Genomic DNA, 13862 nt, shown 5'->3' on the forward strand with positions numbered 1-13862 from the left:
ATTATTTCGTGGCTTCATCCAGTCTCTTCTGGGCTGCGTTGAAAATATCGACGATCTGCTTGGCTCCCTGCTTCTCAGCCTGCGCCTGCCATTGCTGCCACTGCGCATCGCCGTAGTTTTTGTTGAGAATGTATTTCGCGTTAAATTCATCCGCCAATTTCTTCAGGGAGGTTTGGATTTCCGCAATCTTTGCGGTTTCGTCATCCGTAAAGTTCACGACCGGATCCAGCGGCTCGAATTTATTGCCGTTCAGGAGCTTATCCTGAGCCTCCTGCTCCTTCTCCGTATAGTTGAAGTACACGCTGCGCTTGTCGGAATTGACATACAATCCTTGCAGCCACAGGCCATAGCGGTCCTCCAGCACGCTGATATCCACCAGCGGCACGTCGGTCAGCTCCGGATAGACGGCTTTGTCGCCTTCCATCTTGAACGTCTCGCCTTCCACGCCCATCGTCACCAGCGTGGCGCCGGACGGGCTCGTCAGGTAATCGAGCAGCTTCAGGGAAGCTTCCTTGTTGTCGTTGTTGGCTACCGCGATGCTGAAGCCGTTCGTGATGCTCTCGATCGTCTTTCCGTTGCCGGTCGGTCCGACCGGATTGCCGTATCGCAGGTCATAGTTCGGATTTTGGTCCTTGACCTGGTTGTAGAACAGGTCCAAACGTCCGATCCAGTCATAGGTGACAAAGGATTTATTGCCTGACGTCATTTTAGCCGTCCAGGAATCGTCGGTGTCCGTCATGAATTCCGGATCGAGGAGTCCCTCGTTGTACAGCTTCTTCATGAAATCGAGCATTTCTTTGTGCTCAGGCTGTATGGTAGCGTACTTCCATACCTTGGCCGTCTCGTCGTAATACGTCGGATAGTTGGCTCCGCCGATTCCCCAGCCGAAGGCCCAATCGCGGAAAATGTTCTCTTTCGTTTTCGAGGCGTAAGGATAGGAATCCGGATAGGCTTCCTTCAACTTTTTGAGTGCCTGATAGAATTCGTCGGTATTCGTCCATTCCTTGATGCCCAGCTCATCGAAGATGTCTTTGCGGTACAGGAAGCCGTGGTTCACGTCACGGTTGATGTTTGCAACCGGCCAGGTATAGATGTTGCCGGATTCGTCTCCGTAGGACGGAATGACCCAAGGATTCTCGTCCACATACATTCTTTTGAAGTTCGGCAGCATGTCGACATATTCGTTAATGGCAACGACCGCTTTCTGCTTGCCGATCTTCTTCAGCTCCGGAGGCGTCAATCCGTGGATGATGTCCGGGAGCTTGCCGGATGCAACGGTTACTTTCAGCTTGTCTTGAAACGTAGCCGAAGAATAGGGTTGGAAATTCACTTTGATGCCGGTACGCTTCTCGATCTCCTTGGCAAGCAAGGAATCGTTCAGGTTGGTCTTCTCGCTGACGACCATCCAATTGATCGTTGTCGGTTTATCGACCAGCGGAAGCGCGAGACCGCCAGTATCCCCATATTGATCCGGATCTGCCGGTGCCGTTGGAGGTGCTGTTTCTCCGTCCGTTTCGGGAGCTGCCTCTTTATTTCCTCCGCTGCATGCGGCCAAGATTGAAATGATTAATGTGAACACGAGTGCCATACGAAACCATTTTTTTGTCATTTGCGTTCCTCCTCTAAATCGATCATTTGAATGCGGCTGACTGAATCTGTGCGATCGCTACTCTACCCCCGTCATTTCTTCTCATCCGTGTGTCTGCTTACTCATCCGGTCTACGTTTGTAAATCAAGATGCTTCCTATCATGCCTCCTTGTTGACGAAGATCCCGGCCTGTCGCAGGAATATTCTAAAATGATCGGGCATCCGCTGCCGAGGGTCCGGCACGGAATTTTCTACCCATCCACATCATAAAAACGCTTCCATGATTCGTAAAGAAGCGTATTTCTGCGAGATGGCGTTTTTTCTTCTTCAAGCGGGCGAAATGCCGAAAACCCGCATAACATCGGGCTTTTTGAGCATGTGGAAAATGCTAAAGCGGTAGAAATAGATAAAAAAATAGAGGGATTTCATCACGAAATCCCTCACGGAAGATGTTAAATTCCTTCTCTTCCCCATCGTATATTCATGAAGCAGAACGTCATCGGCGATCCATCAAAACGGGTGTGAATCCAATCACTCGTTTCCGTCCTTCTTCGCTTTGACACCCTTCTCCCGCAATTTCTTGCCTTCCTTGCCGTATAGATCCTTCAGGATTTTCTTGCCGGTCGGCGTCTGCGCAAGTCCGCCCTTCGCCGTTTCCCTGTGCTTGGACGGCATGGCCGTGCCAACCTCCAGCATCACGTCGATCACTTCGTCGGATGGAATGACGCTGCGCACGCCGGCAAGCGCCATATCCGATGCCGCCAGCGCCGTCACGGCGCCGAAGCCGTTGCGCACGATGCAAGGAATCTCGACAAGCCCGCCCACCGGGTCGCAGATAAGTCCCAAGGAATTCTTTAGCGCAAGCCCGACGGCGTGAACGGCCTGCTCCGGCGTGCCGCCCCGCAGCTCCGTCAAAGCGCCTGCCGCCATACCGATAGCTGAGCCGACTTCAGCTTGGCAGCCGCCCTCCGCACCGGAAATAAACGAGTTGTTGGCAATGACGTAGCCGATCGCGCCAGCGCTGAACAGCCCCATCACCAAATGCTCGTCTTCCCAGCCGAAGCGTTCCTGCGTGCTGACGAACACCCCGGGAATAATGCCGCATGAGCCCGCCGTCGGCGTCGCCACGATGCGCCCCATGGAGGCATTCACCTCGGACACGGACAGGGCGTAGGCCAGCGCCGTGCAAGCGTCGGTACCAAGCGCGGGTACCCCGGTGCTCATATATTGATGAACGCGCACGGCATCGCCGCCGGTCAGGCCGCTTTTGGAAGGGACGGGTTCATGGATTCCCCGGTGCACCGCTTCCTTCATGATGCCGTAGTAATCGGCCATTTGCTTGAACGTCTCGTCCCGGCTTTTCCCCGTTTCCTTGATCTGTTCATTTAGCATCAGCTGGCCGATCGTCACCTGATCCTCCCGGCAACATGCAATGATCTGCTCCAGCGTAGAAAACTTCATGACTGCGCCTCCTCTACTGTCAAATCCGCGATGACGACCCGATGCACGCTCGGCAGTCCTTCGATATGCTTCATCAATTCGGCCGGAACCGCTTCGTCCGACTCCACCACCGTCATGGCATCGCCGCCCCTTCCCTTGCGATCCACGTCCATATAGGCAATGTTGACGCCGCCGGCCTCCAGGAGCCGGGTGATATGCGCGACCATGCCCGGCGTATCGTCATGAAAGACCAGCAGCACCGGATAATTCATCGTAAACTTGACGTCGAAACCGTTCACGCGCAGCATTTCCACGCTGCCTCCGCCAATGGAAGCGCCCGCAATGACATCGGTATGATCGCCGTCGGTCAGCCTCAGCTCCACGGTATTCGGGTGAAAGGCCACATTCTGTGCCGTCTTGAAGGTAAGTTCAATGCCTGCCGCTTCGGCAAGCTCGATCGAATTCCGGATGCGCATATCGTCCGTGGCAAAATCAAGCAGCCCGCCGACGACAGCCAGATCGGTGCCGTGGCCGCGGTAGGTTTCGGCAAAAGATCCATAGAACACAATTTCCGCCTGATCGGGGAATGCTCCAAATATGCGCCGCGCGGCTCTTCCGATCCGCACGGCCCCAGCGGTATGGGAGCTGGAAGGCCCCACCATGCTGGGCCCAATAATAGAAAACACATCTTTAAACCGCATGCGCGATTCCCCACTTTCGACTATTCTGCCCTCATTGTATCAGTCTGCCAGCCAACTTTCCAAGTGCTCCCGAATAAAATCGTCATCGTTTAAATGGGGATAATCCCGGTAGACCCGATCAATCTCTTCCGATTGTCCGGGAGACAGCGTTTCATGCGGATTCAGGCACCATGTGCCTTGCAGCAGTCCCTGTCTGCGGAGCACCTCATGAATGCCCGGGATGCAGCCCGCAAACTGATGCGCGGGATCGAAGAAGGCCGCATTGGAGTCGGTAATCTCGACGTTGCGCGTCAGCCATTCCTTCCCGAACTGCTCCTGCTTGCGCGCCTCTTTGATTTCCTCCAGCAGCTCCACCGCTTTCCTGGTCCAGACCGCCCAGTGACCGAGCAGACCGCCGACGATAGGCTTGGCGACCGGCGTTCCGTCCACCTGGAATCGATAGGTCGTCAGCAAATCGTTGACGATGTTATCGTCATTCCCCGTATAGAGCGCAATATCGTCTCTGCGGCTCGAATAACAGACGGCACGAACGACGTCAATCGTCTGGTAGCGGTTGAAGGGGGCCATCTTGATCGCTACGATATTCGGAATTTCTGCGAAGGCACGCCAGAATTCGAAGGAGAAGATGTTGCCGCCAACCGATGGCTGAAGATAGAACCCGATCACCGGCATTCTTTGCGCGATCTCTTCCGTGCGCTTCAGAATAGCCTCTTCGCTCCAGCCGCTTAACCCGCCCATGCTGAGCAGGACGGCATCATAGCCGAGCCTGCGGGCGATCTCCGTTTCCTCCACGGCTTGCTCCGTGGGGCCGCACACGCCGGCCACCATCAAGAAGGGGCGGTCAAGCTCCGCCCTGCGGATCTCTTCCGCCGCGAGCCGCAGCACCGGTTCATACAAGTCGATGCCTTTATCGCGGATCTCGAATTGGGTAGAGTGAACGCCGACCGCCACACCGCCCGCACCGGATGCGGCGTAATAGCGGGTCAATGCCCGCTGGCGGCGTTCGTCCAGCTTCCGGTTCTCGTCCAAAGCCAGCGGATGCGCCGGTATGACGAGCCCTTCGTGAAGAGCTTTCAGCTTCTCGGGGGCCAACCTCTGCATTGCAGGAATCTGTCCGCTCATTAGAATTTCCCCTTTCTCTCTTGGAAGTGCGTCGGCTTGTTCCAGCTCTCGCCGCCGGATTGCACCCATGCTGCCGTCCAATCCAGCATCTGCAGCAGCGACACCTTCGGATAACCGAAGAGCTGGTGGGATTTCGAGGCGTTGTTCAGGAGTGCGGTCTCGGATTCCGTACCTGTAAAGGTCACTTCCTTGCCCATCCGTGCCGCCAATTCCTGTGCCGCCCAGCGGATCGACATCGTCTCCGGTCCGGTAATGTTGATGATTTCGGGAGGCGCGCTGCAATGTAGGAGCGAACGGAGCGCCATCTCGTTGGCATCCCCTTGCCATATGATATTCGCATGCCCCATCGCCAGGTGAATCGGCCGGTCCTCATGGATCGATCTGGCAAGCTCATGCAGAACGCCGTACCGCATATCGATGGCGTAATTCAGACGGTAGATTGCCATCGGCGTACCATTCTGGTGGGAGAAATATTCAAAGACGCGCTCTCTGCCGAGACAGGATTGCGCATATTCCCCGACCGGCTCCGGCGCAACGGATTCGTTGACTCCGCCGCTGCCCACCGGCGAGAACGGATACACATTCCCCGATGAGAACACCACCATGCGGGATTGCTTGAATTTCTCGGCCACCCGGCCCGGCAAATACGAGTTCATCGCCCAAGTAAAATATTCGCGGCCGGTCGTGCCGAATTTGTTGCCGGCCATATAGATCACGTTTGGAGCCTCGGGCAGCTGCTGCAGCTCCCCGTCGTTCAGCAGATCGCACGAAATCGTCTGTACGCCCGCCTCCTCCAGCTCGCGCCTGGCCTCCTGGTTCGAGAACCGGGATACGCCGATGATCCGTTTGCCGCCACCGCCTTCGCGCACGGCGTTGGCGGCCAGCCTTGCAAGGCTGGGCCCCATTTTTCCGCCGACGCCAAGCACCAGGATATCCCCTTCCAAAGACGCCAAATCGGCAACAAGCTGTGCTGAAGGCTCCGCCAGCTTCGCTTCTAATGCTGCAACGGTTAACATGAACAATCTCCTCCTCCGATTGATGATTCTTCTTCATCATACGGCCCCGTTTGATATAAAGACAAATCTTTAAATCGTCTTTAAATAAACGACACACAAAAAAAGCCCCCTGATGTCAGGGAGCAAACGAAACGTTCAGCACGATATATCGAAGCACGAAGAAGGCAGCGATAAAAAGGGAAGCCAGCCCGAGCAGCGTAAAAATGAAGATTTTCTCTAAGCGGGAAAACGGGGCTCTCGTTCGCTTCAAGTCCATCACCTCATCTTCCATTATAGGAAACGCCTGATATCTTATTCCAAAAAGGTGAATCGGAAGATTTGCCTCGGCCTTCCTCTCGGCACCTTCTCGATCCCCGAAATCTCCACCAACCCGTTGTCGGTCCAAAGCTGAAGCAGCCGATGCGCGCTGCGGACGGTAATGTCCAGCAGGTGGGCGAGCTCATGTACCTTGTATTCGTATTTGCCCGAACGGGCGCGCTGGTTCAGCAGCTTGCTCAAATAGGCGCTCGTCATGCCCGCATCCTCTGCCCGCTTGATCAGCCCTGCATCCGTAAAAGACAGCACCTCCAGCACGGGATCGGCCATCTCCAGCGGCCCTATCAGCGTACCATCCTCACGCACGATAAAACAGGCGTTGCCGCCAACCTCCTTGGACTTCCGCATCGCGATGCGCGCATGGGTTCCGGCCATACTGGCCGACCTGCCGAATCCCATGCCGATGCTGAGCGAAATGCCGTAGGATTTGTTCACGTCTTTGGCCAAGGGAATCGTTTTGTAACCTCCGGTTTCCCGTTCGAAGATGCCGCGCGTCGTGAAAAACAGATACTCGTCCCCGCCCAGATGGGTCAGATAACCATCCAGGGATTCCACATAATCGAGCACCATCCGGTGAATATCGAGCTTCAGCTTCTGCACCTCATGCTCATTGTTCCGTCTCAGCGCCTGCGTGCCGAAATCGTCTATATTTATCATCCCGACCACAATCTGGCCTTCCCAGCTGCGGCGGGATGCCGTGGACAGCAGGGCTCGCTCCAGCGATACCACGATATCCTGATCGGAAGGAAGCAGCCATTCATTGGGTATTCCGAGCCGCGTCAGTTCTTGGGCCACGGATTCCACGCCCGTGAATGCAACAGAGCAACCGCCGGATTCGTATTGATGGCGATGAAACGCGATCAGGCTGCTCTTCGGGGCGTAAGCCGGCCCGTCGTAGACGACAGCCTGTATAGCAGGGATGCCCAGATCCTTCATGGTCCGAACCACCATCGTCTCGGTTAGGGTGTCCACCGATATGCCTCCATCCAGTCGTTCCTGCTGTCCGGCATGGAACAGCGCTTTATATAAACCCGCGTCCGTGACGGGAACGTAATGTACAGGGATCTTGACCTGACCGAGCTCCTTCACCTTGCGCTGGGACAACGGATCCGAGAGGAACAACACTTCGACTTCGCTCCCGATCCGCTCCGCCAGTGCAGGCGCTTCGTCTTCATCCTGGAAAACCAGCGGCGCAGGGTCAAAGGAAGGAAAGGTTTCTATGACCTTCATGATCTTGTCAACGATCGTCCGGGTTCCGATAATACCGATGCGGATTTGCTGGACAGGGGGGCGGGTCCGCTCCGTCATGATGCCTTCACTCCCATCTTTCCCATTTCCGAGAAGCCGTGCATGAGCAGGCCGGTACGGATACCTAAATCATACCCGCTATCGAAAATTTGGCAAGCGGAAGCTGGACTCCCCCTAAACAGGCCCCTGCCATTTCACAGCAAAAAAGAGCCGTAACGGCTCTTTTCAGGATTGCTTCGCACCATTTATACGGCAGGGCGAAGCTGTTGTCCTTGAGACTACCAGCCCAGATCCAGGATTTTTCCCGTCTCCGCATAGGTCTTCAAAATGCTCATGACCATCCACCAGCTGTCCGCCGCCTTGGCGCGAGACGGATGATCGGGCGTGTACTGATCATTGACGAGCGTCAGCTTGGTACAGTTCCCTACCGGCTCGAGGGTGAACGTGATGCGGGACTCCAGTTCCTCATGGTTTGCATAATACGACGGACCGGGATGCTCGGACAGGCTCAGCACCTTTTGCGGCTCATAAGCCAGAACATTCCCGTAAACATGAACCGTCTCCTCCCCGTCATTCCCCGGGCCTACATAAGCGAAAGGCTCTCCAACTCGGAAGGAAGACCTCAGCTCGCTCCCGAAAAGGTAGCTCGAGTCCCCTCCGGCGAAATCAAGACTTCCCATACCTTCTCCGGCGAGGCTCCGATATAAAACTCATATTGCAGCGGCTCCATGCAGTTTCCCCCTACCTTCTATATAATGCGCAGGAAGACCGGCTTGTCCTCCTGTGATAAGATGATGTTATCAAGCAGCCGCAATCCAAGTATCGTAAAAATGCGACGGGTTGCTTCCCGCGAACATGGCGTGCAGCAATCAAGTCCCGTACGAGGACCGTGCCGTGCCAAATCAAGCCTGCTGCGGAATTATCGGAGGTGGTTATGTCATGATACGGCGTTCTGATCAGCCCAGCCTCGGCATCTTGAACATGGGAAAAGCCGGAGAGAAATTCCAGCTCTTGCGCGTCCCTCCGTCGGAGGACCTTTCCCATTTCATCAAGCATTACTGGATCATTCATTGGGATTTAACCGGCCAGGAGCCCCATCAGCAGGATGTCGTTCCCAACCCTTGTGCCAATCTGGTCGTTCAATCCCGTCGAACCGCTTTTTACGGCGTATCGAGCACGAGACATTCCCACCATCTGGCGGGCAGTGGGCAAGTATTCGGCGTCAAATTCAGGCCCGGCGGATTCCATCCGTTCGCGAACATAGCCATGGACCGTCTAACGGATTCCTCCATAGGCACCATGGAGATTCTCCAGGTTGAGCCTCAAGTGCTGGAAGACCAGCTATTGACTGCAGAGCAGCCGGATCACAAGGTCCACCGCATGGAGGAGCTCTTTCGCCGCATACTGCCCGACAAAGATGAATCGATTGAACGAATCAACGCGATCGTGGATGAGATTCATCGAAACCGCGACATCCTCCGGGTGGAACAGCTTAGCGATGGGTTCCGGATGAGCCCGAGATCGCTTCAACGTCTATTCAAGTCATACGTCGGGGTGAGCCCCAAATGGGTCATCCGCCTGTACCGGCTGCAGAATGCCGCCGAGATGCTCGAAGGCCCCGATCAACAGGATATGCTGAAATTAGCCATGGACATGGGGTATTATGACCAATCGCATTTTATACGGGATTTCAAAGCGGTGATCGGTAAGACGCCGGAAGTTTATGTTAGGGAACGATAAATCTAAGGGAGGTAACAGCATGTTTACGATACAGGCGATCGGAACGATCCATAACGAAAGAAAGGCGATTCAGGATGATTACTGGGGGGATGTCATCTCGAAGATCAAGCTGGGCGAAGAATGGAATGAAAGCTCCCTGGATGGGATTGAGACGTTCAGCCACCTTGAAATCATCTATGTCTTCCATCTCGTCCAGGACGACAGCATCCAATACACGGCGAGACATCCGCGAAATAATCCGAGCTTTCCCAAGGTCGGTATCTTCGCCCAGCGCGGCAAGAACCGTCCCAACAAGCTAGGAGCCACCATAGTGGAGCTGGTAAGCAGAGAGGGCAGGTCCGTTTTCGTTAAAGGGCTGGATGCCGTAGACGGGACTCCCGTCGTTGATATCAAGCCTGTCATGAAAGAATTTTTGCCGAAGACAAAGACCAAGCAGCCCCAATGGGCTACGGACATCATGTCCCGTTACTGGGAATAATGATTAAGATTCTTCATAATTACAAAAAAACAGCGCTGCCGTCTGTCCCTTGAGGTTCAAGGATCGGCCTAAGCCAGCGCTGTTTCTGTTGATCCGCATCATGCTGCATAACCTTAATGGTTAATCAGATTAATTAGAAAGGCTCTGGCCCGAGACCGGCAGACGGATCTCAACCGATGTTCCCCGCTCTTCCTCGCTCCGGATGACGATCCGGCCATTGTGGCTCTCCATGATGCGGTGAACGATCATGATGCCCAGCCCATTGCCGTCCGGCTTGGTGGTATGGAAGGGTTCCCCAATCCGCCGAAGCACGTCCTCCGTCATGCCGGAGCCGTTATCCGTAAAGGTCACGCGCTGATATTCATCCTCCACATCCATCTGAATGTGAATGTTTCCGCCATACGGCAGGGCCTCCATCGCATTTTTCAGGATATTGAGAAAAACTTGCTTGATCTGGTTCCGGTCGCACAGAATCGTTGCATTCCGGCCGAAACATTGAGTCATCTTTATGCCGCCAAGGCTTGCCTGAATGGCAAACAAATGAAGCACTTCCTCCAGAATCTCGCCGCAATTCTCAAGCTTAAACACAGCCGCCTGGGGCTTGCCCAGGATCATGAATTCCCCTACCATCAGATTGGCCCGCTCCAGCTCGGACATGATCAGGTCATAGTGCCGGAGAGCGGCATCCTTATTGGCCAGCTGAAGCATTCCTTTTACCGTCGTGAGGGGATTGCGGACTTCATGGGCGATGCTGACGGCAACCTGGCCGGCAAACACCAGCTTCTCCGTATTCCGCAGCACTTCCTCCGTACGCTTCATCTCCGTAATGTCGCGCAGGGAGCCCACGACCCGCATAAGCTGCCCTTCCCGGTCATACACCGGCTGAACATCCAGGATATAGTGGTGCATGCTTCCGTATATCTCAAGGGATAGCTCTTCTCCGATGCAAATCTCCTGTCCGTGTATCACCCGCTCATAATACTCGCCAATCGGCTTGATGCCGAACACCGGGCGGCCCACGTATTTCGTCCGGTCACGGTCGCCGACATCCGGGCACAGCAGGCTTAAGCTGGTTTCGTTCATCTGCAGGATCTGGCCCTCCGCATCGGTGATGATCACGCCGTAATGCTTCGTTCCCAGCAGCACCTGGTTCAAGGTTTGCAGCTGCGTGTTCTGTTTGCGGGTCACCATCTCCCGTTCCAGGGAATCTGCCATCGTGCAGAGCAAGGCATATAAATGCGGGTGAACAAACTCCTTGTTCGTCATTAGGGAGATCGTCCCTATGATCGCCTTCCCGTCTTCGCCGTGAAAGGGAGCCGAATAACAGGCCATGCGGTGAAGAATGTGATGAAAATGATCTTCTCCTATCAACGTAAACGGCCGTTTGTACCGAAGGCACAGATCTATCGAGCTGGGGCCGTCTTCTTGGGAATACCCGCTGCCCTCCATGATGCCCAAATAACGGGCCGTTTCTATGATGGTCGGGTCCCCCTCCATATCAAGAATGAAGCCCTCGTTATCCGTCATCGTAATCACGACAGGGTTCCCGGATCCGGAGGAAAGGAATTTATTCACGAAGACTTGGATCACTTCGATATATTCGTTATATTTGTCACGCCTTGCAGCCAGTGCTTCAGCATTCAATCGATAAGTATGTGTTGGAAGAAGCTCCGGGTTCATCCCCTTGTCTATACACTGCTGCTTTGCTTGTTGAATGATCTCCTGATCGGTTATCACACCAAATCGATTGTTCAAAATCACATACCCCTTTTTATCATACTGCCACTTTCATGTCACATATGTTTATTCTAACACTTTTATCGGCAAATGGAGCCCAACCGTAAACTTAATGAGCATGCGAATATGCAGCCTTCATCTTATCATGGGAAAGAGCTCTATATCTCCCTCCTTTTTATGTAACTATTTACAGGAAATATCCGTTTAGACTATAAAGGAGATGAGAATCCATGTTCAAACGTCATGCAGCTTATTACGGCTTCGCTCTTGCTCTTCTGATTCTTGTAACAGCCTGTTCGAGCACCTCATCCAAAGCGCCGGCTTCGTCGCCCTCCGAAACTGCGAAGAGTGCAGTGACGGACCATGAAAGTCCGGCGGAGCGCATATTATCATTGTTCGAAGGAGAGGACATGAGTGCCGAGGATAAAGCCACGAACATGCTGGCTCACTTGGAGGGCATGGACTGGAAGGAATATAACCGCCTGAGCAGCGGCAAAACGCTGGAAACGCTGGAGCTGCTGTATACCCACCGGTCCCTCATCCAGCCCGAGCATTATACGAGCCTGTTCCTCGCAACAACGAATCTCGACGGTGCCTCTGCCGAGCAATATGCCGCCATCGTCGGTGAATTGTTTACGAAAGACAGGGAGGGCGTGGTGCAGGCACTTGCTGATTTGGGTGACGAAGCAAGTAAGCAAAGCGTCATCTCAAGCATAGCGTACCATCTCGGTTACCAGGATGTTGCCCAAGTGAAACAAGAAATCCATCAGTGGCAAACGAACAAGGTGCTACATGATGCCGAGAAGGACGTCATCGCCTCCCTTATAGCGGCACTCGACAATCCATAAATGCAAAAATAGAGCTGACCCCGAATGGAATCGGGGTCAGCTCTATCACTCGTTATCGTTAAAGACATCCTTATTGATTCAACAGGAACTCTTCTCCCGCAATGCCCGGCGATGTCATGTGGTAAGGATCCAGAATGACCAGAATCTGCTCCTCTGTCAAAAGCCCCTGTTCCAGGATGATCTCCTTGATGCTTTGACCTGTCTTCTGCGCTTCCTTTACCAGCCTGGAGGCTACGTCATAGCCCAAATGCGGGTTCAATGCCGTAATGATGCCATAGCTGTTATCCACGAAGTATTTGCAGCGTTCCTTATTGGCTGTAAGATCAACCATCAGATTCTTGTAGAACACGTCCATGCCGTTCTTCAGGATTTTCAGGGAGTGCATCAGATTGTTGGCGGCCACCGGAACCATGACGTTAAGCTCGAATTGCCCGGCTTCGCAAGCCAAACTGATCGTATGGTCATTGCCGATGACCTGGAACGACACCTGGTTCATGACCTCCGCCATCACCGGATTGACCTTGCCCGGCATGATCGACGAGCCCGGCTGTCTCGGAGGCACGTTCAGCTCGTTCAAGCCGGCTCTCGGTCCGGAAGCCATCAGGCGGATGTCGTTGCACATTTTCGAGAAGTTCACCGCACACACTTTGAGCGCAGCCGACAATTCCATGTAAGCATCCGTGTTCTGGGTGGCATCCACCAAATCCTCGGCTTGCTTCAGGGAGAAACCTGTCTGCTCAATCAAATGCTGGACGACGCTCTGCATATAGTCCGGCGTTGCATTTAATCCCGTGCCTACGGCCGTCGCGCCCATATTGACAACCAATAACCCTTGCGCTGCCCGCTCGATGCGGTGGATGTCCCTTGTCAGCACGTTGGCATAAGCCCCGAACTCTTGTCCAAGCCGGATCGGTACCGCATCCTGCAGATGCGTGCGTCCCATCTTGATGACATCGTCGAATTCCTTGGCCTTGTCCTGAATGCCGGCGACCAAGGTCCGGAACACGCCAAGGAGATCCTGGGTCAGACGGTACGACGCAATGCGGATCGCCGTCGGAATGGCATCGTTCGTGGATTGCGACATATTGACATGATTATTAGGATTGCAGTAGAAATATTCGGCCTTCTGTTTTCCCAAAATCTCCAGCGCCCGGTTCGCCAATACCTCATTCATGTTCATATTGATCGAAGTGCCCGCCCCGCCCTGAATGGAATCGACAATGAATTCGGAACGGAGATTGCCTGCGATGATCTCGTCTGCCGCCTCTATAATGGCGCTGCCTATCTTTTTCGGTAGCAGGCCAAGTTCCATATTAGCCAGCGAGGCCGCTTTCTTTACTTCTCCGAGAGCCGAGATGAGCTCGGCATGAATGGGCACCCCGCTAATCGGAAAATTCTCTACCGCCCGGACGGTATTGATGCCGTAATAGGCATCTATAGGAAGCTGTTTTTCCCCCAGAAAATCTTTCTCCACTCGATACTGCATATCCATGGACAACATCACCATCGCCTTTTGATTATTTTGTATCTTGCTTGTCACCTGTTATCATCCAGCTTGCCCGGATATATACAGAATTCTGCCTACTAACTTGAAATCCTCTATAGCTTACGCGTTTTGTTAGGGAATAT

The 13862-nt window shown here is 54.0% G+C and carries 12 protein-coding genes and 1 pseudogene; 3 read left to right on the forward strand and 10 right to left on the reverse strand.

From position 1 onward, the window contains the following. Nucleotide 1: 1 nt before the first annotated feature. The 8 genes and pseudogenes from RB297_RS19835 to RB297_RS19870 all read right to left on the reverse strand — a co-directional run bounded on the left by RB297_RS19835 (nucleotide 2) and on the right by RB297_RS19870 (nucleotide 8160). Nucleotides 2-1609 carry an ABC transporter substrate-binding protein gene (locus tag RB297_RS19835; RefSeq protein ID WP_012818723.1) on the reverse strand — a complete coding sequence of 536 codons (1608 nt, stop codon included), beginning with the start codon at nucleotides 1607-1609 and terminating at the stop codon, nucleotides 2-4. Nucleotides 1610-2119: 510 nt separating this feature from the next. Further along, nucleotides 2120-3049 (reverse strand): L-serine ammonia-lyase, iron-sulfur-dependent, subunit alpha, encoded by a 930-nt coding sequence (gene sdaAA, locus RB297_RS19840; RefSeq protein ID WP_277747689.1) that lies wholly within the window; start codon nucleotides 3047-3049, stop codon nucleotides 2120-2122. Beyond that, nucleotides 3046-3729 carry an L-serine ammonia-lyase, iron-sulfur-dependent subunit beta gene (gene sdaAB / locus RB297_RS19845; protein ID WP_096774722.1) on the reverse strand — a complete coding sequence of 228 codons (684 nt, stop codon included), beginning with the start codon at nucleotides 3727-3729 and terminating at the stop codon, nucleotides 3046-3048. Before sdaAB ends, sdaAA begins: the two co-directional genes overlap by 4 nt. A gap of 39 nt (nucleotides 3730-3768) precedes the next feature. Continuing rightward, on the reverse strand, nucleotides 3769-4851 hold the full coding sequence (locus RB297_RS19850; RefSeq protein WP_277747688.1) for a dihydrodipicolinate synthase family protein: 1083 nt from the start codon (nucleotides 4849-4851) through the stop codon (nucleotides 3769-3771). Beyond that, nucleotides 4851-5867, reverse strand: a complete 1017-nt coding sequence (locus RB297_RS19855; protein WP_375121224.1) for an NAD-dependent epimerase/dehydratase family protein — start codon at nucleotides 5865-5867, stop codon at nucleotides 4851-4853. Before RB297_RS19855 ends, RB297_RS19850 begins: the two co-directional genes overlap by 1 nt. Nucleotides 5868-5982: 115 nt before the next feature. Beyond that, nucleotides 5983-6117 (reverse strand): hypothetical protein, encoded by a 135-nt coding sequence (locus tag RB297_RS19860; protein WP_255250561.1) that lies wholly within the window; start codon nucleotides 6115-6117, stop codon nucleotides 5983-5985. Between the two features lie 41 nt (nucleotides 6118-6158). Next, entirely contained in the window at nucleotides 6159-7490 is a 1332-nt protein-coding gene (locus RB297_RS19865) for a hypothetical protein (RefSeq protein WP_375121225.1), read from the reverse strand. A 218-nt stretch (nucleotides 7491-7708) separates the two neighbouring features. After that, a pseudogene (locus tag RB297_RS19870) lies at nucleotides 7709-8160 on the reverse strand (SRPBCC family protein). Between the two features lie 209 nt (nucleotides 8161-8369). Between RB297_RS19870 and RB297_RS19875 the strand changes: the two are divergent. Next, nucleotides 8370-9170, forward strand: coding sequence for a DUF6597 domain-containing transcriptional factor (locus tag RB297_RS19875; RefSeq protein ID WP_375121226.1), 801 nt, complete (start codon nucleotides 8370-8372; stop codon nucleotides 9168-9170). A gap of 19 nt (nucleotides 9171-9189) precedes the next feature. Then, a complete protein-coding gene (locus RB297_RS19880) occupies nucleotides 9190-9648 on the forward strand; it encodes an SAM-dependent methyltransferase (protein WP_096774728.1) in 459 nt (152 codons plus the stop codon). A 129-nt stretch (nucleotides 9649-9777) separates the two neighbouring features. Here the strand turns inward: RB297_RS19880 and RB297_RS19885 are convergent, their stop codons facing one another. Continuing rightward, a complete protein-coding gene (locus tag RB297_RS19885) occupies nucleotides 9778-11409 on the reverse strand; it encodes an ATP-binding protein (protein WP_375121227.1) in 1632 nt (543 codons plus the stop codon). A gap of 206 nt (nucleotides 11410-11615) precedes the next feature. On the opposite strand from RB297_RS19885, the gene RB297_RS19890 reads away from it, so the two are divergent. After that, complete coding sequence (locus RB297_RS19890; protein WP_375121228.1) at nucleotides 11616-12233, forward strand: hypothetical protein; 618 nt, start codon at nucleotides 11616-11618, stop codon at nucleotides 12231-12233. Between the two features lie 70 nt (nucleotides 12234-12303). Here RB297_RS19890 and RB297_RS19895 read toward each other — a convergent pair whose 3' ends face one another. Then, nucleotides 12304-13734 carry an aspartate ammonia-lyase gene (locus tag RB297_RS19895; protein WP_375121405.1) on the reverse strand — a complete coding sequence of 477 codons (1431 nt, stop codon included), beginning with the start codon at nucleotides 13732-13734 and terminating at the stop codon, nucleotides 12304-12306. Nucleotides 13735-13862 lie beyond the last annotated feature (128 nt).

It is taken from the genome of Paenibacillus sp. CR_12 (genome assembly GCF_041953985.1).
GTDB lineage: Bacteria > Bacillota > Bacilli > Paenibacillales > Paenibacillaceae > Paenibacillus_AQ > Paenibacillus_AQ lautus_A.